Raw genomic sequence first — 22,833 nt, 5'->3', positions numbered from 1 at the left:
ATGACCGCACTTCGCATGCGTGCCCGCGATTTCCTGACCGACGACCAGCTCGCCGACGTGCGCCAGCGCGTGACCTGGAAAGGCGTCGCGCTGATCGCCCACGCCTGGGCACTCATTGTCGCAGCGATCGCTTTGGTGGCGTGGTGGCCCAACCCGATCACCTACATTCTCGCCGTTGCCATCATCGGTTCGCGCCAGCTCGGGCTCGCGATCCTGATGCATGACGGCGCGCATGGCTGCCTGTCCGCTGACGAGAAGACCAATCTGACCCTGAGCCAATGGTTCTGCGCCTATCCTCTCTTCGCGGAGACGCGCAGCTATCGGCGCTATCACCTTCAGCATCACGCGCGCACCCAGCAGGAGGACGACCCCGATCTCGTACTGTCGGCGCCGTTTCCGATCACCAGGCTGAGCTATCGCCGCAAGTTCATTCGCGACATCACCGGGCAGACCGGCTACCAGCAGCGCAAGGCGCAACTGCTCAATGCGCTCGGGCCGAAGGACTGGACGTTGCGGCAGCGCGCGGCGCATTTCTGGGAGAAACTCGGCCCGCAATGCCTCGCCAATGCCGCGATGTTCGCAGCGCTCGCGGCAGCCGGCGTGTGGTGGGCCTATCCGCTGCTATGGCTGGTGCCGCTGTTGACCTGGATGATGGTCATCACCCGCATCCGCAACATCGCCGAGCACGCTGTCGTGCCCGACAGCAGCGATCCCTTGCGCAACACCCGCACCACGCATGCGAATTTCCTCGAGCGGCTGTTCATCGCGCCGTACTACGTGAACTATCACCTCGAGCATCATCTCTTGTTCTACGTGCCCTGCTACAATCTGCCGAAGGTGCATCGGCTGCTGAGTGCGAGCCGGCACGCAGATCGCATGGAGGTGCAGCCGGGCTACGCCGCGGTGCTGCGGTTGGCGACCGCGAAACCGGACCGGGATGACCGGCCGGGGCAACTCGTGAACAGCGCGCGCCGCGCGCAGGCAGGGGCGGCGGTCGACGCCAATCAGACCAATGGTGGATTCTAGGGCCAGCATTCCCCGTTGAATCCCGGGCGAAGTTCCTATCTTGGCTTGACATTCCGGCCCCGGACAGTGTCTACGGCCCCCTTTGGAGCATGATCCGGAACCATGGCCTAAGGCCGTGCGTCATCGGCTGCCGGTTCTCGCAGGGATCACGCCCGACAAGCAGGGAGCGCCGATGACGGCAGCATTCACATTTCCAGGGCAGGGGTCCCAGGCGGTTGGCATGGGCAAGGCCCTGGCCGACGCCTTTCCGGTGGCGCGCGCCGTGTTCGACGAGGTCGATGCCGCGCTTGGGGAGAAGCTGACGGCGATCATCTGGGATGGTCCGGCAGAAACTCTCCAGCTCACCCAAAACGCCCAGCCGGCGCTGATGGCGGTCTCTGTCGCCACCCTGCGCGTGCTGGAGGCCGAAGCCGGGTTTTCCGTGGGACGGGATGCGGCCTTCGTCGCCGGCCACTCGCTCGGTGAATATTCGGCGCTGGCTGCGGCCGGCAGCCTGACGATCTCGGATACCGCGCGGTTGCTTCGCACCCGCGGTCTCGCAATGCAAAAAGCCGTGCCGGTCGGCGCCGGCGCGATGGCCGCTCTCCTTGGTCTCGACTACGAGGCCGCCATGGAGGTCGCAGGCGAGGCGGCACAGGGCCAGGTCTGCCAGGCCGCCAACGACAATGGCGGCGGGCAGGTGGTCGTCTCCGGCGACAAGGCTGCGGTCGATCGCGCCGTCGAGATTGCCAAGACCAAGGGCGCTAAGCGCGCAATGCTGCTGCCGGTGTCCGCACCGTTCCATTGCAAGTTGATGCAGCCCGCCGCCGACGCCATGGCGGAGGCGCTGGCGAAGGTCACGATCAGGGCGCCGGCGGCGCCGCTGGTGTCGAACGTGCTGGCGAGCGCCATCAGCGATCCCGACGAGATCCGTCGCCGCCTGGTCGAGCAGGTCACCGGCACGGTGCGCTGGCGCGAGTCGGTTGCCTATATGGCAGGGCAGGGCGTCAACCGCTTCTTCGAGATCGGCGCTGGCAAGGTGCTGTCTGGTCTCGTCAAGCGCATTGCGGATGGCGCCGTCGGCGTGTCGGTCGGTGGTCCCAACGACATTGCCGCCGCCAAGGATGCATTGGCCGCTGCGAAGCAGGCCTGAAGGAGTTTTTCAATGTTCGATCTGACTGGCAAAAAGGCGCTCGTCACCGGCGCGACCGGCGGCATCGGCGGCGCGATCGCGCAGGCGCTGCACGCGCAGGGTGCTACCGTTGCGATCTCCGGAACGCGCAAGGAAGTGCTGGATGAGCTCGCCGGCAAGCTCGGCGAGCGTACCCACGTGCTGCCCTGCAATCTCTCCAAGGCCGACGAGGTCGAGGCGCTGGTGCCCGCCGCGGAAGCCGCGATGGGGCAGGTCGACATTCTCGTCGCCAATGCCGGCATCACCCGCGACAATCTCTTCGTCCAGCTCCGTGACGAGGACTGGGAGGAGGTCATCAACATCAATCTGACCTCGACCTTCCGCCTGGCGCGCGCCGCGACCAAGCTGATGATGCGCAAGCGCTTCGGCCGTATCATTGCCATCACGTCGATCGTCGGCGTCACCGGCAATCCCGGGCAGGGCAACTACACGGCATCGAAGGCCGGCCTGATCGGCATGATCAAGACGCTCGGTGCCGAATACGCCAAGCGCGGCGTGACCGCGAACTGCATCGCGCCGGGCTTCATCAAGACGCCGATGACCGATGCGCTCAACGACAAGCAGCGCGAGACGATTCTGGCCAAGGTTCCGGCTGCCCGCCTGGGGACGCCGGAGGACATCGCAGCCGCCGCCGTCTACCTGAGTTCGAACGAAGCGGCCTACGTCACGGGACAAACCATCCACGTCAACGGCGGCATGGCCATGATCTGACGTCTCCTTCCGCACTGCCCACAAGGGCGGTGCGGGATGCGGCAAACGGCCGTTTCCGGTGCGAAATGAGGCTTGTAGTCAAGGCAGTTGAAGTATGATAACCGGACGCTCAACGGATGGGCAAAGAACGCCATTGCAGGTTTTTGAAACCCTGTATATTGGCGATGCGGAGCCTTGGCCGTCTCGCCGGGCCTGCATCGGTTAAGATGGGGCCAATCAAAGTTCGTAAGCGAAGGCAGTCAACGACCACGACGGCTCGTATCGTCCCGGGGGGTCGGGTCTACAGGGAACAACACGAGGTTATGCAATGAGTGACATTGGCGAGCGGGTTAAGAAGATCGTGGTCGAACACCTTGGTGTTGAACCCGAGAAGGTTGTCGACGCTGCGAGCTTCATCGACGACCTCGGCGCCGACAGTCTGGACACCGTCGAGCTGGTGATGGCGTTCGAAGAAGAATTCGGTTGCGAGATTCCGGACGACGCCGCGGAGACGATTCTCACCGTCGGCGACGCCACGAAGTTTCTCGAGAAGAACGCGAAGAGCTAAGGCTCTTCATTTTCGCGGGGACAACATTGAAACCGGACGGGCCGCTGACCAGCGGTCAGCCGGTTTCTTGTTATTGGCCGTGAATCTTTCGATGCGGAGTTTTCGAACATGAGGCGGGTTGTCGTCACTGGTCTCGGCATGGTGTCGCCGCTCGGCTGCGGCGTCGAACCGACCTGGAAACGCATCCTCAACGGCGAAAGCGGCGCACGCAGGATCGAGAGCTTCGATGTCTCCGATCTTCAGACCAAATACGCCTGCACCGTCGTGCGCGGCGACGGCACGAACGATACTTTCAATCCCGATACCTGGATGGAGCCGAAGGACCAGCGCAAGGTCGACGACTTCATCATCTTCGGCATGGCCGCAGCCGGCCAGGCGCTCGATGATGCCAACTGGCATCCCGAGACCGAAGAGGACAAGTGTGCGACCGGCACCATGATCGGTTCCGGCATCGGCGGCCTCACCGGCATTGCCGAAACCGCGATCCTCCTGAAGGAGCGCGGACCGCGCCGGGTGTCGCCGTTCTTCATTCCGGGCCGCCTCATCAATCTTGCCTCCGGCTACGTCTCGATCGCGCACGGCCTGAAGGGGCCGAACCATTCGGTGGTCACGGCCTGCTCGACCGGTGCACATGCGGTGGGCGACGCCGCCCGTCTGATTGCGCTGGCCGATGCCGACGTCATGGTTGCCGGTGGCGCCGAGTCGCCGATCAGCCGTATCGGCATTGCCGGCTTCAACGCCGCGCGCGCGCTCTCGACCGGCTTCAACGAAACGCCCGAGAAGGCATCGCGTCCCTACGACAAGGACCGCGACGGCTTCGTGATGGGCGAGGGCGCCGGTGTCCTCGTCCTGGAAGAACTCGAGCACGCTCAGCGCCGCGGCGCCAAGATCTACGCCGAGGTGATCGGCTACGGCCTTTCGGGCGATGCCTATCACATCACCTCGCCGTCGCCCGATGGCGATGGCGGCTTCCGCAGCATGGCGGCAGCGCTCAAGCGCGCCGGCCTCACGGCATCCGATCTCGACTACATCAACGCCCACGGCACCTCGACACCGCTCGGCGACGAGATCGAGCTCGGTGCGGTCGAGCGGCTGCTCGGCAACACCGCTTCCAAGGTCGCGATGTCCTCGACCAAATCCTCGACCGGCCATCTCCTCGGTGCCGCCGGCGCGATCGAGGCAATCTTCGCCATTCTCGCGATTCGCGATAATGTCGTGCCGCCGACCATCAACCTGGACAATCCGTCGGTCGAGACTGCGATCGATCTCGTGCCGCACATTGCGAAGAAGCGCGAGGTCAACGTCGCGTTGTCGAATTCTTTCGGTTTTGGCGGTACCAACGCGTCGGTGATCTTCCGCCGCCTGGTTCATTAGTTTGCGTTTGAAACGAATCCACCGTTTTGCCGTATTCGGCGATAGTCATACCCCGTGGGCGCGTGCATTGGCTCGACAAGCGATTGTCTGGCCGCGATTGAACCGGCAGGATTCAGGTTGCTTCGATGAGTGAAAGGCCGCCCATTTCGCCCCGGAGTCCGCGGGCAGCGCTGGAGCCCGAGCAGGTTCCGCCGCCGCCGAGGCGATCGGACCGGGCGCGCAATCCCTTCGTGATCGTCGGCAACGCCATCATCACCCTTCTGCTGATCGCCATGCTCGGCGCCGGCGGCGTCTACTATTACGGCCGGCAATTGCTCGAGGCGCCGGGGCCGCTGAAGGAAGACAAGATCGTCAACATCCCGCAGCGGGCCGGCAAGCGCGACATCGCCGAGACGCTGAACCGGGAAGGCGTGGCCGACGTCAATCCGTGGGTGTTCATCGCCAGCGTCGCCGCGCTGAAGGCGAGCTCGGACCTGAAGCCGGGTGAGTATTCGTTCCAGAAGAACGCCTCCTTGCGCGACGTCATCGCCACCATCGTCGAGGGCAAGGTGGTGCAGCATTCCGTCACGATCCCGGAAGGCCTGACCTCGGAGCAGATTGTGGCGCGGCTGTCCGACAACGACATCTTCACCGGCAGCGTCCGCGAATTGCCGCGCGAAGGCACGCTGCTGCCAGAGACCTACAAGTTCCCGCGCGGGACCCCGCGCGATCAGGTGATCCAGCGCATGCAACAGGCGCACAAGCGCGTGCTGGCCGAGATCTGGGAGCGCCGCAGCCAGGACATTCCGGTGAAATCGCCGGAGCAACTGGTGACGCTGGCCTCGATCGTCGAGAAGGAAACCGGCAAGCCGGACGAGCGCAGCCGTGTCGCCGCCGTATTCGCCAACCGGCTCAAGCAGAAAATCAAGCTGCAGTCCGATCCGACCATCATCTACGGCCTTGTCGGCGGCAAGGGTACGCTCGGCCGTCCGATCAAGCGCAGCGAGATCACGCAGCCTTCGCCCTACAACACCTATGTGATCGAGGGACTGCCGCCCGGTCCGATCTCCAACCCCGGCCGCGCCTCGCTGGAAGCCACCGCCAACCCGGCTCGCACCCGCGACCTCTATTTCGTCGCCGACGGCACCGGCGGGCATGCCTTCACCGAAACCTACGACGCGCACCAGAAGAACGTCGCCAAGCTGCGCGCGATGGAGAAGCAGATCCAGAACGACACGGTCGAGCCGGCCGAGGATGCGCAGCCGCCGGCGGCCGCCGCGCCCGGCGCTGCCGCGGATCCGCCGACCGCGACCACGCCGACGCGGCCCAATCAGCAGAAAAAGCCGCCAGCCGCTCGCCCCGCTGGTCCCGCGCCCGCCCGCCAGGGCGCGGTGCAGCCGTCGCCGCCGGTGGTCCAGCGCTAGTTCGCGCAGACCTGCCTGCGGGACTTTGCGGATTCCACTTTCCTGCAAAATAGTCTTAAGATTCGCGTGGCCTGATGGGCCTCGCGAATCCTGAGTTTCCGGAGAAATTGACCTGATGGCGCTGTCGTCCATGACCGGCTTTGCCCGAAGCCACGGCGCTAGCGGGCCGTATACGTTCGAATGGGAATTGAAGTCGGTCAACGCCAAGGGCTTTGACCTCAGGGTGCGGTTGCCGCAGGGGTTCGACGAGCTCGAGGCCCACGCCAAGAAGCGCGCCGGCGAGCTTCTGTCGCGCGGCACCGTCTATGCCAATCTCAACGTCAAGCGGGCCAACGCCGCAGCCTCCGTCCGCGTCAACGAGGACGTGCTCAATGCCGTCCTGAAGGCGGCCGCGATGATCGCCGGCAAGGTCGACGCGGTCGCGCCGAGCGTCGACGGCCTGCTCGCCATCAAGGGCGTCGTCGAGGTCGCCGAGCCCGAGGGTGACGAGGAGGAGGACAAGGCCGCGCGTGCCGCCGCCGCGGAAGCCTTCGACAAGGCGCTCGCCGATCTCGTCGAGATGCGCAAGCGCGAGGGCACGTCGCTCGGGCAGATCCTGACCCAGCGGGTCGACGAGGTCGAAGTGCTGGCGAGGAAGGCGGAAGCTGCGCCTGGCCGCAAGCCCGAGGCGATCAAGGCGAGGCTCGCCGAGCAGATCGCAACCCTGCTCGACACCTCCGACCGTTTCGATTCCGACCGCCTGATGCAGGAGGCGATCCTGATCGCCACCAGGGCCGACATCCGCGAGGAGCTCGACCGCATCGCCTCCCACATCGCGCAGGCGCGCGAGCTGATCGGCAAGGGCGGCCCGATCGGCCGCAAGCTCGACTTCCTGGCGCAGGAGTTTCACCGCGAGGTCAACACCTGCTGCTCGAAGTCGAACGACATCGAGCTGACCAATACGGGCCTGGCCATGAAGAACGTGGTCGAGCAATTCCGCGAACAGGTCCAAAATCTGGAGTGATCGATGACGACGGGCGGTCACGGAACTGACGGTGTCGAGCGGCGTGGTTTGATGTTCGTGCTGTCCTCGCCGTCAGGCGCGGGCAAGACGACGCTGTCGCGTCTGCTGATCGAGCGGATGCCCGGCCTTCGCATGTCAGTCTCCGCGACCACGCGGGCGATGCGGCCCGGCGAGGTCGACGGCCGCGACTATCTGTTCGTCGACAAGGCCAGGTTCGACGCGATGGTGAAGGGCGACGAGCTGCTGGAATGGGCGACGGTGTTCGACAACAGCTACGGCACGCCGCGTGCGCCGGTCGAGGCGGCGCTGTCGGCCGGGCAGGATGTGCTGTTCGACATCGACTGGCAGGGCACGCAGCAGCTTCGCGAGAAGGCGCGCGCGGACGTCGTGAGCGTGTTCATTTTACCGCCCTCGGCCGCCGATCTCGAGAAGCGGCTGCATTCGCGCGCGCAGGATTCCGACGAGGTGATCCGCAAGCGCATGAGCCGCGCCAGCCACGAGATGAGCCACTGGGCCGAGTACGACTACATCGTCATCAACCACGCGGTCGACGAGGCGTTTGCCGAAGTGCAGTCGATCCTGAAGGCCGAGCGCCTCAAGCGCGAGCGGCGGACTGGCCTCGTTGGTTTCGTACGAGGTTTGCAAGGCCAGCTTCAAGGTTAGGCTTCGCGAGGCGCGGTCCTTCCTGCGCCAGCCGTTCCAGCATCGCCGTGATCACGTCGACGTCGACGGCATCCTCGATCTGCACATCGTCATCGCGATCGGCCGACCCCTTGTCATTGATGTCGTTGGCCGCGAGCCGGGGGGCGGATGCCTCGATCTCGAACTCTCCGTTGAACATGTTGGCCTCGTCGAGCTCCGCGACCTCGTTGCTGGCTTGGGGCGCGCGCTGATCGACGGCATCGATCGCGTGATCGATCGCCTCGAGCTGCGCGGCTTCGCGCTGGGTGGCTTCGCGCTGGGCAGCTTGGGGACGCGCGGCCGCCTGGGGACGGGCGGCATCGAAATCCACCGGGCGCGGCTGCTGCGCACGCGGCGCGGCAGTCGGCATCGCCTCGAGCCAGGGCGCGCGACCGTCGTCGTGCGGCTCCCGATTGTCCCAATTGACGCGACGATCCTGGACGCGGACGCGTCGTCCGCCTGCGAAGCGATAGATGATGCTGGCGAGGAGGCCGGCGAGCGCCAGCGCGCCACCGATCACGAGCAGCAGCGTCTGGAGCGAGCCGGTCGCTTTATCGGTGGTGGCATCTGCTGCGGCAAGCGCGACCGGGGCAGGGGATTTTGACGGCTTCACGCTCGGCGGTGCGGGCGAGGCGACAGGAGCGGGCGCAGCCTGCGGTGCGGGCGACGGAGCCGCGGCGGAGGCATCGGGCCAGCGCGTGGCGACCGGGGGCTGTTGCGCGTTGCTGTCGGCGGAGGGAGTGGCAGCTTGTTGCATCGGCGCCGGTTTCGCTGGTGCGGGCGCATTCGGCGTCGTCGGCGCGGTATTGCCCTGCGGCGTCAGATATTCGGCGCGTGCGTCCTGCACCGGGTGCTGCTGCGGCGCTGCTGAATCTGCCGTCGGTGCATCGGGCGCAGCCTGCGCGGTCTGCACGGCCTTGGCGCTGTCCTTGCTGCCTTCGGCGCGCAGATACCAGCATTGCCGCTTGCTCCCGCGCTCCAGGCGATAGTACCAATGCTGCCCCTGCGGCGCGACGCCCTTTGGCGAGGCGAGGCAGTCGCTGGCGGCATTTGCCGAGCTCGTTGCCTCCGGCGCATTCTGCGACACGGCGGCCAGTGGTGCGCCGGCGATGATGCTGCCGACAAGCGCAGATATGAACTTCGCGGTGCGGTTGCCCATCCTGGTCTCCCGATTACGCATAACGCAACTCTTTACCTTCCCTTTGTCATCAAAGACTTGGGTGGCAATGAGCCGCAAATCCGGAGAGGATGTGGCTTGAATCGGGCCTGCGCGGTGTTCGTTCCGCCGCGAATTCAGGCGTTTTCGAGGGCTATTGCTTCGCCGAACTCCAGGTTCCGCCGCAGCCGTCGGAGCGGCGCCACGTTCCGGAACCACTGCGGCCCGAGAGCCGGCCCGTGCTGGTAAAGGTCACGCCTTGGCCCTGGCCGAACGTGCTGACCGAGCCGCCCGTGCTGACGGTTCCGCGAACGCCTTCGCCGATGATCTTGCCCGAGCTCACGACGACAGCGCCGCTCGTGCTGCCGCCGCAACCAACGCTGACGACCGCCCAGGCACCGTCGAAACCACCGCCGCCACCTCCACCGCCACCTCCGCTTCGCCGAGGCGACGAGCGTTCCTCGGTCGCCGGCTTGCTCCGGCGTGAGGGCGCGGCCGGTTCGGCCGAGCGGCCTGAAGAAGTATCCTGGCGCGAGCCGGACAGCGACTTTTCGTCGTTGCCGATGGAGCCGCCGGCGCTGCCGGACTGCGCGAAGGCGGACGACGAGGCGAGGGCGAGGTTGAGGAGGGACGCAAGGGCGATCGTACGGACGACGGCATTGGGCATGAGGAAACAATCCGAAATGAAAAAGGTATCAGCGGCCGGAGCCGTCGGCGCAGACGGATCCGATAATGCGGCAAGCTTTGCCAGCCTTGCCGCATTCGTCAAGCGCGGCATCCCTGGCGTGCTGGATGCTGTCGCGCTGGACCAGCGACCAGGATTTGTCTGATATCGCGAACGCGCCGCAGCGGTTGCCGTAGAAGGAGAGCTCGATCGGACATTGGGCGCCGGCGCAATTGCCGCGCGCATCCGCCACCGCCGCGCGCCGCGAGGCGTGGTTCCACGATATGCCCCATTTGCTGCTGTCGGGACCGTACACGATCGAGCCCCACGGCTTCAGATCCTCCATCTTGCGCATCCGCAGCAGCAGGCCTTCGGTTGCCTCGCCCGTCGGCGCCATCGAGATCCGCTGCTGGAGCTTGGTGATCGCACGGGTCAGTCCATCGGGCGTGTCAGGATCGAAATTGAGCTCGTAGAGCCGCTCGCTCAATTCGCTCAGCAGCGCGGCATCGCGCTGCGGCACGCGATCGGGATCGGCGCGCAGCCGATCCGCCGGCAGCGGATCGGGCTGCATCGCGGCGACCTGCGGCGGCGGGCTTTGCGTCGGCGGCACGAATAGAAGGTGCCGTCGATCGGCGAGGACGACACCCAGGGCTGCTGCGCGCCTGATGTGGCGCGCTTCACGGCGAGGCCGACCTGGTTGAAGGTCTGGAACACGTCGAGGCCCGCGGTCCGGACCGTTGCCGCCAGCGCCTTGGTGTAGGGGCTGTGGCCGTCGCTGCCGTCCTGCGCGACGTTGCCGGGCTGCGTCGCGTAGGAGATCAGCGTGCCCTCCGGCGCGCGCATCTGCGCAAGGCCGCCGTCGGAGGATCGCAGGCCGCGCGAGCCAAACGGGTTGTTGCGGCAGGCGTCGAGGATCACGAGGTTGAGGCGCGTACCCGATCCCTGCATCTGCCGCAGCACGAGGTTGACGTCGGTCATCTGGAAATCGACATCGGCCTCGCGCGTCGGATTGGCGCCGACAGGCACGAGATAGTTGGAGCCGGCGACCTGCACGCCGTGACCGGCATAATAGAACAGCGCGACGTCGGCGCCCTGGACCTGCCGGCCAAAGCTCTGCACCGCGATGTCCATCGCGCCCTTGTCGAGATCGAGCTGGGCGCGCCCGCCGACCAGTGTGAAGCCGAGCGCGGCAAGCGTCTCCGCCATCAGGCTCGCGTCCTTGGACGGGTTGTCGAGCGGCGTGATGTTCTTGTAGGCGGAGTTGCCGACTACCAGCGCAATGCGCTTCTCGGCCGAGGCCGGCGCCGCCCCGGCGATAAGCAGGGCTGCGGCCAGCGTCGCCAGCCCCACGACGCGATTGAAAATCCTCGCGCGCATGAAAACCCCCAAAGCGAAAATTCTTCAAGGCAATGACGCCAATCTACCAGCCCGGCGCCCCGGCGAAAAGCGGTGCGACATTCTGTGCAGGGCAATCGCATGGGAGCGTTACAGGCCGTCATGCCCGGGCTTGTCCCGGGCATCCACCCCGGGCCACGCACGCCGGAATGATGAGGGATGGATCGGTGTTTACTTCCAGACCCGCGCCAGCGTCAGCGCTAGACACCCCAGCGCAGTGCCGATCAGCCCCACCATCGCGTAGGACTGCGCGAACACGCCGGTCTAGATGAAGACCTGACAGGCGATGGCGATGCAGATCGCGGCCAGCAGCAGGCAGGCGCAGCCGACGATGGTCGACAGATAGCGCATCGCGGTTGCGACGGCCCTGCGGGTGATGCGGGATCGTTCATGCGGGGATACAACGGCGCGGCCGGCGGCGGTTACTCCGCCGCGGCGTGCACGCAAGAGCATCAGTCGCGGGCGCAGCAATCGACAAGTGCGCGCCAGATGCGCTGAACTTCGATGGTCCGCTGCAGCTCAAGGACGTGGTTCTCGCTTGCATGAGAGGACTTTTCCTCCAGTCGTGATTCACGTGGTGCGATCCAGCGCTCGGATATCGGATCGTACCATTTGCCGAGATCGACCAAGTTCGTGTCTCCTCTCTTCGATCCCCCTGGTCTTTTAGCCCATGCGCCTGTTCGTGGTGTTCTGGGTGATGTTGCCGTGCTCGGCCTGTTCGCGAATGTTCTGCTTCTCGTCGTCGCGATGGCCCTTGGTGGTGTCGAGCGGAATTGACGGCGCGCTGCCGGGACCCTTGTGGCTCTGGTTCTCCGCGGGAACAGGCTTGACCGTTTTCGTCAGCGGCTTCGTCATGGGCTTTGACTCCGTCGTTGCCTCACGAGGTGCCAACGCACGGGACATTCGCGGCGTTCCAACTGGTGGTCTGATGTGATCGGTGCGGAGGCGACGGCAAGGGCCGTCAGCGAAACCGCCGTGTCACCATTGCAAGCACGAAGACAGGCTCGCTTCCGTCAAACACGCTGAGCGTCCAGCTGTCGCCGGGGCGCAGCGCATGCTCGACGTCGCGGGAGAGGCGGACGGCTTCGCGCCAGGCGGCATCGTCGTCGAGGAGCGTTTCACCGGTCGTGTCGGTGTGAGGTTGCTGGCCCTCGAAATGAAAGAAGTACCGCGCCATGTCGGGCAATGCAGGCCACGCGAATATGTTCCGGCTGCGCGGATCGTTCTAGCCCGCCGCGCGTCCCAGCACTTCGCGAAAGTGCTTCTTCACCGCACCGTTGCAGGTGCAGGCGCTTGTCTCGAGCGCCGGCGCATCGAGGATCAGGATGGCGCCGCGGCGGGTCGCGAGGATGCGCCTGGCCTTGAACGTCTGGATGACGCGGCTGGCATAGCTGCGGGAGACGCCGAGCATGCCGGCGAGCTGCTCATGGGTGAGGCGGATTTCGTCGCTGCCGATATGCTCTCGGGCCGCGATGATCCATTTCGCCGCGCGTTGTTCGATCGAATGCGCCGCGTTGCAGGCCGCTGTCTGGAGCAGCTGTGCGAACTGGCAGGCTGCGTAGCGCGAAAAGATCTCATGCATGCTGGGCGATCGCTGCTGCGCCTGCTCGAGCGCGCGCAGCGGCAGGCGGACCAGCGTGCCGCCGACCTTCACGACGACGCGGGAAAAGGCCGGGGACGGGCTGCGGCCTGCGGAAAGACCGACCCCGCCCTCGCGGCCCACCAGGAGACTTTCGACCTCGCGGTCATCCTCAACCGGCACCGCGAACGACACGAACGCAGGGCCGCAGGGGAAGTGGACCACGGAGATGCCGTCGCCGGCGTGATGCAGAACGTGGTTCGCGGCGACCTCGACCGATTGCAGGTGCGGCGCGAGCAGCTCGAAATCCTGGGCGCTGAGCCTTCGCAGCAGATCGTTCCTGGGCCGGCCGGTCACTCTTCTTGTCTCTGGGCTCTTCGTTGGCCGGGAATCGGCGTCTCTGGGAAAAACCCTACGTTTCCGCGCAGGAACCGACAGTTCCAAAGTGAACACAAGTGTTTGCGGGAAACCGAAAAGTTCGCAGCAGCGAGGCGTCGCGCCGTCCGGCGTTGCCCGCAGGACACGCTGCGAACTTTGTTCTCATCCGGAGAACTACGGAATTTCCAAATGAGCCAGCGCTTGTGGGGCGCCGCGGGCTCTTATCCGAGACGGATCTGGCGTTCGGCCAGGAGGCGGCTTTGGGCCACCTGCTTGCGGTAGGCGCCGATCGCCTTGTTGGCGAGCATCAACTGCCGGCGCTCACCGGTCCTGAGCTGCGCTTCGATGGCATCCAGAATGGTGTTCGCGGTCTCGTCCGGAGGTCCGAGCTCGCCGCTCTGCTCCAGGAAGCTCCAGGCGATGAAGAATGCGCTTTCGACGGTGCAACGAATGGACATGCGCTGCCAACGCGGTGTGGCCGCAGCCGTTCCGCGCGGCGACGTGCCTTCAGCGCGCGGGCTGGATTCTCGCTACTTCAGCGAGGTGCTGATCGAGCCGAACTTCAACTTCAACGACGAGCCGAGATTGTTGACCACGGCGATGATCGCGAGCGCGATGCCGGCTGCGATCAGGCCGTACTCGATCGCAGTGGCGCCGGTTTCATCGGCCAGGAAGCGGCGGATGGTCTGTATGGCCTCACCAGAATTCCAAAGAGGATGCTGGCGAGGACTTTAGTTCGCGACGTGCCGGTTCCCCTATTTGGAACCGGGGCTTGCGTCAATTCCGGGTTAATTCGGCGGAGGAAAACGCGGCGGCGAGATCTCATCTCGCCGCTAAGCCTGCCTGGATTTTCCTGCGCGTCAGTTCTTCAGCACGATGCGGCCGACGACCTTGCCGGCGCGCAATTCGTCGATCCATTTCTGGACGTCGCCCATCGGCTCCTCGCGCATCGGCGTCGGCTTGATCTTGCCGGCGCGGGCGAGCGCCATCAGCTCCTGGGCTTCGGTGAGCGTGCCGACCATGAAGCCCTCGACGGTCAGGCGCTTGTAGACCCATTGTACCATCGGCAGGGTGAACTGGCCGCCCATCAGGCCGGAGACGACGACCTTGCCGCCGCGCGCGGCGACCGCCACGGCAAAGGCCATCGACTTCTCATTGCCAGCAAAATCGACCACCTCGTCGAAGCCGCCCTCGGTTTCCTTCAGGATGCGCTTGATCACGTCGGGCTCGGACGGATCGTAGGCGACGGCTGCGCCGTTCTTCAGCGCGGTCTCGCGTGCGGCCGGCGAGAGATCGGCCACCGTGATCGGCTGCTTGAACATCGCCTGCGCGAACGACAGGCCCATCATGCCGACGCCACCGAGACCGATCAGCAGCAGATTGCGCTGGCGCGGGCGGTCGACCAGGCGCTTGAGCGCGCCGTAGGCGGTCACGCCGGAGCACATCAGGGTCGCGGCCTGGTTGACGGGCAGGGGATCGTAGTCGAGCAGGTACTTCGCGTCGGGCACCAGCACGTGGGTGGCGAAGCCGCCGTCGATGGAGACGCCGAGGAAGCGCTGTTTCGCGCAAAGGTTTTCGTCGCCATTGGCGCAGTCGCGGCACTGGCCGCAGCCGATCCACGGGAACACCGCCTTCTTGGCTCCGACAAGGTTCGCCGGCACGTCCGAGCCGACTTCGTCGACCACGCCCGCGATCTCGTGGCCGAGCGTGAACGGCAGCGTCATGCCGCGCGTGGTGTCGAGCTTCTTGCCGCCGCCGAGATCGGCATAACCGTCCTGGATGTGCAGGTCGGAATGGCAGAGGCCGCAGCGCTCGATGCGCACCAGCACCTCGGCGCCCTGCGGCTTCGGCGTGTCGACGATGGTCTCGCACAAGGGCGCATCGAATTTGACCAGGGACTGCCGACGCATCAACGCCATATTCCTTCCTCCGAAATTCCTGTTATCCAGCTTGCTTTCGTATATCCGCCAATTCACGTGCCATGGCAACAAAGCCTGATATCGGAATGGTCTCGGCACGGCGCGTCGCATCGACACCTGCGGCGGCGGCAAGGCGAGCGGGATCCGCTTGAAGCGATTTCAGGCTTTGCCGCAGCATTTTTCGGCGCTGCCCGAAAGCGGCGGCTGCGACCTGTTCGAGCAGCTTGCGATCGCAAGGCAGAGGCTCTGCGCGCGGCACCAGCCGCACGACGGAGGAGGTGACCTTCGGCGGCGGCACGAAGGCGGAGGGCGAAATGTCGAACAGGATCTTCGTCTCGCAGCGCCAGTTGGCGAGCACGCCGAGGCGGCCATAGGCCTCCTCGTCCTCGCGCGCCACGATCCGCTCGCCGACCTCGCGCTGGAACATCAGGACCATCATGTCGTACCAGGGCGGCCAGGAGTCGGTGGTGAGCCAGCCGATTAGGAGCTGGGTCGCGATGTTGTAAGGCAGGTTAGCGACGATCTTTGCTCTTTCGCCATTGAGCAGCGGACGCGGGTCGAAGGTCATGGCATCGCCATGCACGATCTCGAGCCTATCAGGGTAGCGCGCGGAAATATCCTGCAAGGCAGGGATCGCGCGCTCGTCATGCTCGATGGCGATGACGCGTTTGGCGCCGAGCGCGAGCAACGCGCGCGTCAACCCGCCCGGGCCGGGACCGATCTCGACGATGGTGGAGTCCTCGAGCGGCGCGGCCGCACGCGCGATGCGCGCGGTGAGATTGAGGTCGAGCAGGAAGTTCTGCCCCAGCGATTTGCGTGCCGACAGTGCGTGCTGGCGAATGACCTCGCGAAGCGGCGGGAGGTCGTCGATCGCGCTCATCAGCTTTGCGCAGCCGCCATGCGGCTTGCGAGCTTGAGCGCCGCGATCAGGCTTGCCGGATTGGCCTTGGCCGTGCCGGCAATGTCGAACGCGGTGCCGTGATCGGGCGAGGTGCGGATGAAGGGCAGGCCGAGCGTGACATTGACCGCGTCGTCGAAGGCGACCGTCTTGATCGGGATCAGCGCCTGGTCGTGGTACATGCAGACGGCGCAGTCATAGGTGCTGCGTGCGGCCTCGTGGAACATGGTGTCGGCAGGGAGCGGTCCCTTCGCCTCGATGCCGTCGCTACGCAACGCCTTGAGCGCTGGTGCAATCACGGTCTGCTCCTCGTGGCCGAGCGAGCCGTCCTCTCCGGCATGCGGGTTGAGGCCGGAGATCGCGATGCGCGGCCTTTCGATGCCGAAGCGGGATTTCAGCTCGGTCGCGACGATGCGCACGGTCGAGACAATGAGCTCGCTGGTGAGCTGGGCCAGCGCATCGCGCAAGGAGACGTGAATGGTCACGGGCACCACGGCGAGCCGCGGCGACCACAGCATCATCACCGGCTGCGGCACGCGGCCGTTCTCTGCGGCGAGCTCGGCGAGGTATTCGGTGTGGCCGGGATGGCGGAAGCCTGAGCGGTAGAGCACGCTCTTGGCGATCGGGTTGGTGACGACGGCGCCGGCGCGGCCTTCACGGACGTCGGCGACCGCCTGCCGGATCGAAGCGAGCGCGGCCGGCGCGCTCGCTTCATCGGGCTTGCCGGGCTCGGCTGTTGCACTCGCGCCCGTTGCGACCACGGGCAGGGCCTCGGTGAACGCGGCTGCGGCCTCGCCGGCGCTTACCGAGGCAATCCGGATATCGGCGCCGAGGGCCTTGGCGCGGCGAGCGACGAAGGCCTCGTCGCCGAGCAGATAGAAGGCGGGCAGGTTCAGTTCGCGGCGTCTGAGCCAGGCTGCGATCGTGATGTCGGGGCCGATGCCGGCGGGCTCTCCCAGGGTCAGGGCGAGGGGCTTCGAAGGCTTGATGGAAGGTTCTAAGGCGAAGTTGGCCATCAGCGGTTGCGATATTCGATCATCGCCGCTTTCCGGAGATCATCGAGATAGGCCTTCTGGGTCTTCTCGTATTTCTCCGAATACATCTTCTCGCGGACCTCGCGCTTTTTCGGCGTGTCGATCATGGTCGGCTTGCGCGAGCACAGCACGACCATCTCGATGCCCGCCTTGGTGACCTCCGGCGCGGTCAGGTGGCCGATCTGGGTGTCGTCGAGCACCTTGCGAAGCGCCTCGGGCAGTTCCGCGGTGGTCTTGGTGACGGTGTCGCGGATGGTGGCGTTCGGCGTTGAGCGGAACAGCGAATTGGCTTCCTCGCAGCTTCCGACACGCGAGCGATAGGTCTCGGCTTCCTTCTGCCGCGTCTCCAGGAACGCCGGGGACGAGCCGCGCGGCACGATCAGCACGATCGGCTGCATCTTGTACTCGGTGCCCTCGATCTGGAGCTTGTCGCCGGTCTGGGCCTGCACGGCCTGCGCGACGTCGCGCTCGCCGACCATCAGCTTCTCCTTGAAGCGGCCGCGTACGAGGCTGGTCCAGACCATCTCGGCCTTCATGCGGCCCTTCAGCGTCTCGGGGCGGACGCCCTTGACCTCGAGCGACTTGGTGAGCTGATCCGGCGTGATGCGCATGCGCTGCGCCATGCCCTCGTAGGACTGGTTGATGTCGGAGATGCCGGGGGCGACGCCGTATTTCTTGCCTTCCTTGAGCTTCACCTTGTCGTCGATCAGCTCGTTGATGACCTCCTGCCGGCTCGGGGTCTTCTGCGTCGTCAGCTGGTCGAGCTTGGAGCGCTGCTCGATGTCGAAATCGGTGATCGGGTCGCCGTTGACCATCACGACGATGTTCTGCGCGCGCGACGGCGCGGGCAGGCCGGTGAGGATCAGCCCGGCACCGATGGCGAGGAGGAGGCGAAAAACAGGCAATTGGGTCGTCATGATTATCGCTCGCATGTCAGCCGGGATGAGCTCGCTCTCGGGAGAGCCCGGCCGTCATTTCAGACGGTTCATTGGTAGCCGGCGGACGAGCTGGACCCCGTCGAGGTCGCCAGCGTGCGCAGGCCGATCTGGAACATGAACGCGTGGTTCAGCACGGGCGGCGCCGTGCCCGCAGAGTAACTATACGAAGTTACATAGTTCACGCCGAGCACGAAGCAATCGTCGACATAGCCCGCTCCGAGCACATACTGGTTGATCTTGTTGGCCTCGAGGTCCCAGCGCGCCGAGCCGGTCACCACCCAATTGGCCGCGACCTTGATCGAGCCTGAGGTCAGGATGCCCTCGCGCCGCGTCAGATAGCCGAGCTCCGGCTGCTCGGCGTAATTGCCGTACATCATGCTGACCGACCAGCGATTGAAGTTGGCGCGGCCTTCCGCCTCGAAGCGCTGCACGTTCCAGGTCTGCTCGTCCATGCGGGAGCGGACGCTGAACGTGTAGGTGCTGTTGGGCGAGTAGCTGGCGCTCGCCACGTAATCCGAGCGCGGCTTGTCGAGGCCGGAATCAAGGCCGGTGTTGATGGTGTCCTGGACCGTGTAGGAGTTCAGGCCGAACAGCTGGTAGGACTGGCCGAACAGCACCTTGACGGCGCCGCCCTTGTCGAACTGCGTGGTGGACTGCACGCCGACATTGGCGCGGCCGCCGCCCTCGACGCGGTCGTAACCGGAGAACTTGTCGACGCTGAACAGGTTCGAGGTGTCGAACACCATGCTCTGGGCGTCCTCGTTCGGGAACTTGCCGGCATAGGGCTCGTTCGGCCGGATGATGACCTGCGCGATCGGCTCGATGGTGGTCGAGCCCCAGGGCTGAACGTTGATGAAGGGATAGCGGTATTCGAGGCCGACGGTCGGCATCAGGCGGAACGCCTGGGTGTCGCCGACCGGCAGGTAGTTCGACACGCCCGGCTGGTTGGAGATCGAGGCGTTGATCGCGTCGGCGCGGAGGCTGGCGAACGGTGTCCAGATCTCGCCGAACGGGTCGGTGTAGGACTTGCGCCACTGCGCTTCCGCCGTGAGGCGGGTGTAGGTGCCGGGGACGCCGCGCAGCAAGCACTGCGACGGCGTGCGCGCGAGCGGATCGGCCGACGTCGTCGTGCACAGGCTGGCGGTATTGGCGAGCGTGGTGATCGGATCGAACACCGCCGTGTCACGCGACAGGTTGGTGAAGTTGGTCTTGTAGCTGAACTCGCCGCCGAACACCGGATAGTTGAGCACGTTCGAATAGTCGATCACGGGATAGACGATCGGCACCTGGCTCTGGTTGCCCGAGTAGCTCAGCCAGTACATCGTGCGCGCATCGAAGAAGCTGCGATTGCCGACGCCGGTCAGATAGAGCTGCGACAATGCGTCGGTCGGCAGATACAGGAACGAGCCCAGCGGATCGCGGTATTGCGACAAGCGGTAGTCCGAGAAGAAGTAGTAGTCGGACATGACGACGCCGTCCCAGCCCCAGACCCACTTGTCGTTCAGCGCGAACTGACCCTTGGTGTCGACGGCGCCGCGGAACTGGCGGTCGCCGGGCTGGCCGGCGAGTGCGCCGGGGTCGAGTTGGTCGATGCCGTAGACTCGGATCTGGTAGGCGCCGTCCATCAGGCGCTGGCGGTACTCGGCCTGGAACAGCACGCCCTGCTTGGAGGTGATGCGCGGGCTGAAGGTCATGTCCATATCGGGCGCGATCGCCCAGTAGAACGGAACTTCGACACCGTAGCCGAACGGCGTGTTCGACGTGAAGCCCGGCATCAGGAAGCCGGTCTTGCGCTTCACGGTCGGGTCGGGCGTCGAGAAATAGGGCATGTAGGCGATCGGCACGCCGAAGAATTCGAGCTGTGCCGTCTCGAAATACAGCATCTTCTCCTGCTGGTCGTGGATGATGCGCGCACCCTTGACCTGCCACAGCGGCGGCTTCTTCGGATCGTCCTTACACGGCGCGCAGGCCGTGTAGACGCCGTTCTCGAACACCGTGTAGTTGCCGCTGGAGCGGTCGGCGCGGCTCGCCGCCATGCGGGTCTGGTCGGCGGTGTCCACGCGCAGCGAATCGACGAAACCGTCGCGGTAGTCGTCGGAGAGATCCAGGATCTCGGCATAGGTGATCTTGCCGTCGGCATCCGTCATGCGGACGTTGCCTTCGGCATGCAGCCGCTTGGTCTTCTGGTCGTAGATGACCTTGTCGGCCTCGACGCTGGTGCCGTTGTAGAACAGCTGGACGTTACCGACCGCGGAGACGCGCGAATTGTTGTAGTCGTAGTCGACCTCGGTCGCCTGAACCAGCATCTGGTTGTCGTTGGCGACCTTCGGCGGCTTCGCACGCGGCGGCAGCGGATTGTAGGTGAAGCTCTGAGCGGAGGCTGGCGTCACGGCCGCAACGTCCATCAGCCCGCCGAGCGACGCCACGGCGGCGACAGCCAGCAGGAGCCTGCGAATGGACAAGCCGTATCCGTTCGCGCGCACCACAGTACGCTGCGTCAAACGAGACACGAGCCCTCGATGGACGGCAGTCACTAACCGTCCTCCTGATACAACAAGGCCAAAAAGCCGGTGAGGCCGCCCACCACCGCGGGCAACCACGCCGCAGCGATCGGATGCATCAACTCAGCCTTGCTCAAGTCTTCAGTCACTTTCGACAAAACGTAGAGCAGAAAGCCTGCGCCCACGCCACTCAAAACCATCTTCTGCACGCCGCCCATCCGGAAGAAACGCAACGACACGGAAGCCGCCAGCATCACCATGGCGGCCAGCAAAAACGGCTGTGCCAGGAGCTTGTGATACTGGAGTCGATAGCCGGCTGTCGCGAAGCCCGAGCTCTCCGAGGAGCGGATGTAGCTCGGTAGTTGCCAAAAGGACACAGTCTCGGGTGTGGAAAAGCTGTTGCGGATCTGGGCTTCGGTCAGCGTCGTCGGAATCTCCAACGTCGCCTGGTCGATCGGCGGCGAATCCAGCGAGAAGCGGCGCACCGATTTGAACAGCCAGTGACCGGACTCCAGCGCCGCCTCGCGCGCCTCGATCCGCTCCTTGAAATGCCAGTCCGTATCGAATCGGAACAGGGTCAGGCCAGTCAACCGGACGCCCTGCTGTTCGCTGCGCGCCGCGTTGATGATGATCTGGCCGTCATTGGTGACCTCGTTGAGCCAGAAGCCGGAGGCGTCCTGGACGCCGCCGCCGGGGGCCGAGCCGAACAGCTCGGCTTCCATGCGCTTGGACAGCTCGCGCAGGTTCGCCGACATCGGATTGTAGGCGACGGTGGCGATCACCCCGATCAGGAGCGCGCTGCCGAGAGCCGGCGAGATGAATTGCCACGCGGAGATTCCGGCGGCGCGCGCGACCACGAGCTCGAGCCGGCGGGAGAGGGCGAGATAGCAGGTCATGGCGCCGATCAGCATGCAGAACGGCGTCAGCTTCTCGAGCAATTGCGGGACCCGGAACAGCGAGGTCTCGGCCACCATGATCGCGGAGGCGGATGCGAGCCCTGAGGTCTTGCGCACCATCTCGATGTAGTCGACCAGCACCAGCAGCAGGAAGATGCCCGCGAACACGCCGAGCGCCGCGACGACGAAGCGTCCGGCGAAATAGCGCCCGAGTGTGTTGGTGAGCATGCTCATGCGGCGGCCGGCCGTCTGAACAGCCGCGCGATGCGCGCGTTCGACCTGTTGATGGCCTCCATGAGGCGGGGCGGCGGCTCGACCACGATGCCGCCGATGATCAACCACAGCCCGACGCCGATGGCGCCAAGGACCATCGCGTACTGGAACAGCACCGGGCCAGGCGATTTCACCGCCATCACCGAGCAGGCGAATCCTGCCATGCGCAGGCCGAACACGGCGATCACCGAGCCGCCGATCGAGAAGTTGCGGCTTTGGCGCGTGGTGCGCGGCGCGCCGAGGAAGGCGAAGGTCAGCACGGCAAAGGCGAAGGGATAGATCGGCGCCAGCAGGCTGTCGTGCAGAGCCGAGCGGAACTGGCCGGGAATCTGCTTGTAGACCGGATCGTCCTCGGACGGGGAGAACAGCTCCCAGAGATAGCGCTCGCGGATGCCGAGGGTGACGTCGTGACCCTGGCCCGAGAATTTCGACATGTCGAAGCCGTAGCGGCCGAACGCCACCAGCGCGGGATCGCGCTTGCCGGCCTCGAAGCGCTGCAGATTGCCGTCCTTGAGCACCAGGAACGAGCCGTTGTCGTTCTTCACGACCTCGCCATGCTCGGCGACGATCGAGACGCGCTCGTTGGGATCGCGGCGATCGTCGATGAAGATCCCGGCGAGGATGCCACCGGGCTGGCGTTCGCGGATCCGGATCGTCAGGTTCTTGTCGAGCTGGGCGAAGCGGCCGGGCTGGAGGATGTTGGTGAGCACGTCGGCGGTGATCTCGGCGTCCCACTGCTTGATCCGCCGCATGCCGTCGGGGGCGAGATAGGCCGCGATGAAGGCGACCAGCAGCGCCACGACACAGGTGGCGTAGAAGAACGGATAGAACAGCCGGAACGGCGAGAAGCCGGCGGCATTCATCACGATGATCTCGGAATCGGTCGCGAGCTTGTTCAGCGTGTGCGAGATCGCGATCATCAGCGCGATCGGCGAGATGATCAGGACCAGTGCCGGCACGACGAGGCTGGTGATGCCGAGGAAGGTCAGGATGGTCTGACCCTGGCTCGTCATCAGGTCGATGCCGCGCAACGCCTGCGTAATCCAGATCACGCCGGTGAGGCTGACCAGGACCAGCGCAAACGACGCCAGCGTCGTGCGGAAGATATACCTATCGATTGACCCCATGCGCTACCGCACGAATCCCCACCAGCGCCCCAATGCAGGCCGGAAGTCCGGCTGCCCAACCAATCCCCGATCAGGGGATCCCCAAGGTCGGCCAACCACCTCTACCACCGGCTTACTCTCTCACTACCATCCCTTTGATCCATCAACAAAATGGCTGCC

24 protein-coding genes and 1 pseudogene are annotated in these 22,833 nt (G+C 65.3%); 8 read left to right on the top strand and 17 right to left on the bottom strand.

Annotated elements, in window-relative coordinates:
- The 8 genes from HAP41_RS27815 to gmk all read left to right on the top strand — a co-directional run bounded on the left by HAP41_RS27815 (window position 1) and on the right by gmk (window position 7,898).
- A complete protein-coding gene (locus HAP41_RS27815) occupies window positions 1–1,026 on the top strand; it encodes a fatty acid desaturase family protein (protein WP_166095972.1) in 1,026 nt (341 codons plus the stop codon).
- Between the two features lie 172 nt (window positions 1,027–1,198).
- Window positions 1,199–2,158 carry an ACP S-malonyltransferase gene (fabD, locus tag HAP41_RS27810; protein ID WP_135215282.1) on the top strand — a complete coding sequence of 320 codons (960 nt, stop codon included), beginning with the start codon at window positions 1,199–1,201 and terminating at the stop codon, window positions 2,156–2,158.
- Window positions 2,159–2,170: 12 nt separating this feature from the next.
- A complete protein-coding gene (gene fabG / locus HAP41_RS27805) occupies window positions 2,171–2,908 on the top strand; it encodes a 3-oxoacyl-[acyl-carrier-protein] reductase (RefSeq protein ID WP_028147729.1) in 738 nt (245 codons plus the stop codon).
- A 307-nt stretch (window positions 2,909–3,215) separates the two neighbouring features.
- Complete coding sequence (locus HAP41_RS27800; RefSeq protein WP_008130699.1) at window positions 3,216–3,455, top strand: acyl carrier protein; 240 nt, start codon at window positions 3,216–3,218, stop codon at window positions 3,453–3,455.
- Between the two features lie 108 nt (window positions 3,456–3,563).
- Entirely contained in the window at window positions 3,564–4,829 is a 1,266-nt protein-coding gene (gene fabF, locus HAP41_RS27795) for a beta-ketoacyl-ACP synthase II (RefSeq protein WP_166095975.1), read from the top strand.
- Window positions 4,830–4,954: 125 nt separating this feature from the next.
- Complete coding sequence (gene mltG, locus HAP41_RS27790) at window positions 4,955–6,232, top strand: endolytic transglycosylase MltG (RefSeq protein WP_071914663.1); 1,278 nt, start codon at window positions 4,955–4,957, stop codon at window positions 6,230–6,232.
- Window positions 6,233–6,347: 115 nt separating this feature from the next.
- On the top strand, window positions 6,348–7,235 hold the full coding sequence (locus HAP41_RS27785) for a YicC/YloC family endoribonuclease (RefSeq protein WP_063983695.1): 888 nt from the start codon (window positions 6,348–6,350) through the stop codon (window positions 7,233–7,235).
- A 3-nt stretch (window positions 7,236–7,238) separates the two neighbouring features.
- Window positions 7,239–7,898, top strand: coding sequence for a guanylate kinase (gene gmk, locus HAP41_RS27780; protein WP_166095982.1), 660 nt, complete (start codon window positions 7,239–7,241; stop codon window positions 7,896–7,898).
- Here the strand turns inward: gmk and HAP41_RS27775 are convergent.
- The 17 genes and pseudogenes from HAP41_RS27775 to lptF all read right to left on the bottom strand — a co-directional run bounded on the left by HAP41_RS27775 (window position 7,831) and on the right by lptF (window position 22,674).
- Window positions 7,831–9,075 carry a hypothetical protein gene (locus HAP41_RS27775; RefSeq protein WP_166095988.1) on the bottom strand — a complete coding sequence of 415 codons (1,245 nt, stop codon included), beginning with the start codon at window positions 9,073–9,075 and terminating at the stop codon, window positions 7,831–7,833. The two genes, gmk and HAP41_RS27775, sit on opposite strands and share 68 nt — an antisense overlap.
- Before the next feature lie 151 nt (window positions 9,076–9,226).
- Complete coding sequence (locus HAP41_RS27770; RefSeq protein WP_063983692.1) at window positions 9,227–9,739, bottom strand: hypothetical protein; 513 nt, start codon at window positions 9,737–9,739, stop codon at window positions 9,227–9,229.
- Between the two features lie 28 nt (window positions 9,740–9,767).
- Window positions 9,768–11,113, bottom strand: a pseudogene (locus HAP41_RS27765) (caspase family protein).
- A gap of 282 nt (window positions 11,114–11,395) precedes the next feature.
- A complete protein-coding gene (locus tag HAP41_RS27760; protein WP_224580725.1) occupies window positions 11,396–11,584 on the bottom strand; it encodes a hypothetical protein in 189 nt (62 codons plus the stop codon).
- Window positions 11,584–11,760 (bottom strand): hypothetical protein, encoded by a 177-nt coding sequence (locus tag HAP41_RS27755; RefSeq protein WP_166095994.1) that lies wholly within the window; start codon window positions 11,758–11,760, stop codon window positions 11,584–11,586. Before HAP41_RS27755 ends, HAP41_RS27760 begins: the two co-directional genes overlap by 1 nt.
- Before the next feature lie 34 nt (window positions 11,761–11,794).
- Window positions 11,795–11,986, bottom strand: a complete 192-nt coding sequence (locus HAP41_RS27750; RefSeq protein ID WP_166095997.1) for a hypothetical protein — start codon at window positions 11,984–11,986, stop codon at window positions 11,795–11,797.
- A 106-nt stretch (window positions 11,987–12,092) separates the two neighbouring features.
- A complete protein-coding gene (locus HAP41_RS27745) occupies window positions 12,093–12,308 on the bottom strand; it encodes a DUF6894 family protein (RefSeq protein ID WP_063983687.1) in 216 nt (71 codons plus the stop codon).
- Between the two features lie 48 nt (window positions 12,309–12,356).
- Window positions 12,357–13,067 (bottom strand): Crp/Fnr family transcriptional regulator, encoded by a 711-nt coding sequence (locus HAP41_RS27740; RefSeq protein WP_166096002.1) that lies wholly within the window; start codon window positions 13,065–13,067, stop codon window positions 12,357–12,359.
- A 242-nt stretch (window positions 13,068–13,309) separates the two neighbouring features.
- Window positions 13,310–13,546, bottom strand: a complete 237-nt coding sequence (locus HAP41_RS27735; RefSeq protein ID WP_028157550.1) for a hypothetical protein — start codon at window positions 13,544–13,546, stop codon at window positions 13,310–13,312.
- 72 nt (window positions 13,547–13,618) lie between these two features.
- Entirely contained in the window at window positions 13,619–13,780 is a 162-nt protein-coding gene (locus tag HAP41_RS27730) for a Flp family type IVb pilin (RefSeq protein ID WP_028147743.1), read from the bottom strand.
- A gap of 168 nt (window positions 13,781–13,948) precedes the next feature.
- On the bottom strand, window positions 13,949–15,007 hold the full coding sequence (locus tag HAP41_RS27725; protein WP_166096014.1) for an alcohol dehydrogenase: 1,059 nt from the start codon (window positions 15,005–15,007) through the stop codon (window positions 13,949–13,951).
- 22 nt (window positions 15,008–15,029) lie between these two features.
- A complete protein-coding gene (gene rsmA / locus HAP41_RS27720) occupies window positions 15,030–15,887 on the bottom strand; it encodes a 16S rRNA (adenine(1518)-N(6)/adenine(1519)-N(6))-dimethyltransferase RsmA (RefSeq protein ID WP_166096026.1) in 858 nt (285 codons plus the stop codon).
- On the bottom strand, window positions 15,887–16,921 hold the full coding sequence (gene pdxA / locus HAP41_RS27715) for a 4-hydroxythreonine-4-phosphate dehydrogenase PdxA (protein WP_166096031.1): 1,035 nt from the start codon (window positions 16,919–16,921) through the stop codon (window positions 15,887–15,889). Before pdxA ends, rsmA begins: the two co-directional genes overlap by 1 nt.
- Window positions 16,921–17,856 carry a peptidylprolyl isomerase family protein gene (locus HAP41_RS27710; RefSeq protein ID WP_166096038.1) on the bottom strand — a complete coding sequence of 312 codons (936 nt, stop codon included), beginning with the start codon at window positions 17,854–17,856 and terminating at the stop codon, window positions 16,921–16,923. The genes pdxA and HAP41_RS27710 overlap by 1 nt, the downstream gene beginning before the upstream one ends.
- 68 nt (window positions 17,857–17,924) lie before the next feature.
- Window positions 17,925–20,411 carry an LPS-assembly protein LptD gene (locus HAP41_RS27705; protein WP_166096043.1) on the bottom strand — a complete coding sequence of 829 codons (2,487 nt, stop codon included), beginning with the start codon at window positions 20,409–20,411 and terminating at the stop codon, window positions 17,925–17,927.
- Window positions 20,411–21,508, bottom strand: a complete 1,098-nt coding sequence (gene lptG / locus HAP41_RS27700) for an LPS export ABC transporter permease LptG (protein ID WP_166096048.1) — start codon at window positions 21,506–21,508, stop codon at window positions 20,411–20,413. Before lptG ends, HAP41_RS27705 begins: the two co-directional genes overlap by 1 nt.
- Window positions 21,505–22,674 carry an LPS export ABC transporter permease LptF gene (gene lptF, locus HAP41_RS27695; protein ID WP_135215292.1) on the bottom strand — a complete coding sequence of 390 codons (1,170 nt, stop codon included), beginning with the start codon at window positions 22,672–22,674 and terminating at the stop codon, window positions 21,505–21,507. Before lptF ends, lptG begins: the two co-directional genes overlap by 4 nt.
- Window positions 22,675–22,833 lie beyond the last annotated feature (159 nt).

Source organism: Bradyrhizobium barranii subsp. apii, assembly GCF_011516635.5.
Taxonomy (GTDB): Bacteria; Pseudomonadota; Alphaproteobacteria; order Rhizobiales; family Xanthobacteraceae; genus Bradyrhizobium; species Bradyrhizobium barranii.
This window is presented reverse-complemented; position numbering and strand designations above follow the sequence as displayed.

Bases quoted from the DNA above. Each gene is read 5' to 3' on its own strand.
- HAP41_RS27815 (WP_166095972.1), top strand. From the start codon at position 1: ATGACCGCACTTCGCATGCGTGCCCGCGATTTCCTGACCGACGACCAG.
- fabD (WP_135215282.1), top strand. From the start codon at position 1,199: ATGACGGCAGCATTCACATTTCCAGGGCAGGGGTCCCAGGCGGTTGGC.
- fabG (WP_028147729.1), top strand. From the start codon at position 2,171: ATGTTCGATCTGACTGGCAAAAAGGCGCTCGTCACCGGCGCGACCGGC.
- HAP41_RS27800 (WP_008130699.1), top strand. From the start codon at position 3,216: ATGAGTGACATTGGCGAGCGGGTTAAGAAGATCGTGGTCGAACACCTT.
- fabF (WP_166095975.1), top strand. From the start codon at position 3,564: ATGAGGCGGGTTGTCGTCACTGGTCTCGGCATGGTGTCGCCGCTCGGC.
- mltG (WP_071914663.1), top strand. From the start codon at position 4,955: ATGAGTGAAAGGCCGCCCATTTCGCCCCGGAGTCCGCGGGCAGCGCTG.
- HAP41_RS27785 (WP_063983695.1), top strand. From the start codon at position 6,348: ATGGCGCTGTCGTCCATGACCGGCTTTGCCCGAAGCCACGGCGCTAGC.
- gmk (WP_166095982.1), top strand. From the start codon at position 7,239: ATGACGACGGGCGGTCACGGAACTGACGGTGTCGAGCGGCGTGGTTTG.
- HAP41_RS27775 (WP_166095988.1), bottom strand. From the start codon at position 9,075: ATGGGCAACCGCACCGCGAAGTTCATATCTGCGCTTGTCGGCAGCATC.
- HAP41_RS27770 (WP_063983692.1), bottom strand. From the start codon at position 9,739: ATGCCCAATGCCGTCGTCCGTACGATCGCCCTTGCGTCCCTCCTCAAC.
- HAP41_RS27760 (WP_224580725.1), bottom strand. From the start codon at position 11,584: ATGCTCTTGCGTGCACGCCGCGGCGGAGTAACCGCCGCCGGCCGCGCC.
- HAP41_RS27750 (WP_166095997.1), bottom strand. From the start codon at position 11,986: ATGACGAAGCCGCTGACGAAAACGGTCAAGCCTGTTCCCGCGGAGAAC.
- HAP41_RS27745 (WP_063983687.1), bottom strand. From the start codon at position 12,308: ATGGCGCGGTACTTCTTTCATTTCGAGGGCCAGCAACCTCACACCGAC.
- HAP41_RS27735 (WP_028157550.1), bottom strand. From the start codon at position 13,546: ATGTCCATTCGTTGCACCGTCGAAAGCGCATTCTTCATCGCCTGGAGC.
- HAP41_RS27725 (WP_166096014.1), bottom strand. From the start codon at position 15,007: ATGGCGTTGATGCGTCGGCAGTCCCTGGTCAAATTCGATGCGCCCTTG.
- rsmA (WP_166096026.1), bottom strand. From the start codon at position 15,887: ATGAGCGCGATCGACGACCTCCCGCCGCTTCGCGAGGTCATTCGCCAG.
- pdxA (WP_166096031.1), bottom strand. From the start codon at position 16,921: ATGGCCAACTTCGCCTTAGAACCTTCCATCAAGCCTTCGAAGCCCCTC.
- HAP41_RS27710 (WP_166096038.1), bottom strand. From the start codon at position 17,856: ATGACGACCCAATTGCCTGTTTTTCGCCTCCTCCTCGCCATCGGTGCC.
- lptG (WP_166096048.1), bottom strand. From the start codon at position 21,508: ATGAGCATGCTCACCAACACACTCGGGCGCTATTTCGCCGGACGCTTC.
- lptF (WP_135215292.1), bottom strand. From the start codon at position 22,674: ATGGGGTCAATCGATAGGTATATCTTCCGCACGACGCTGGCGTCGTTT.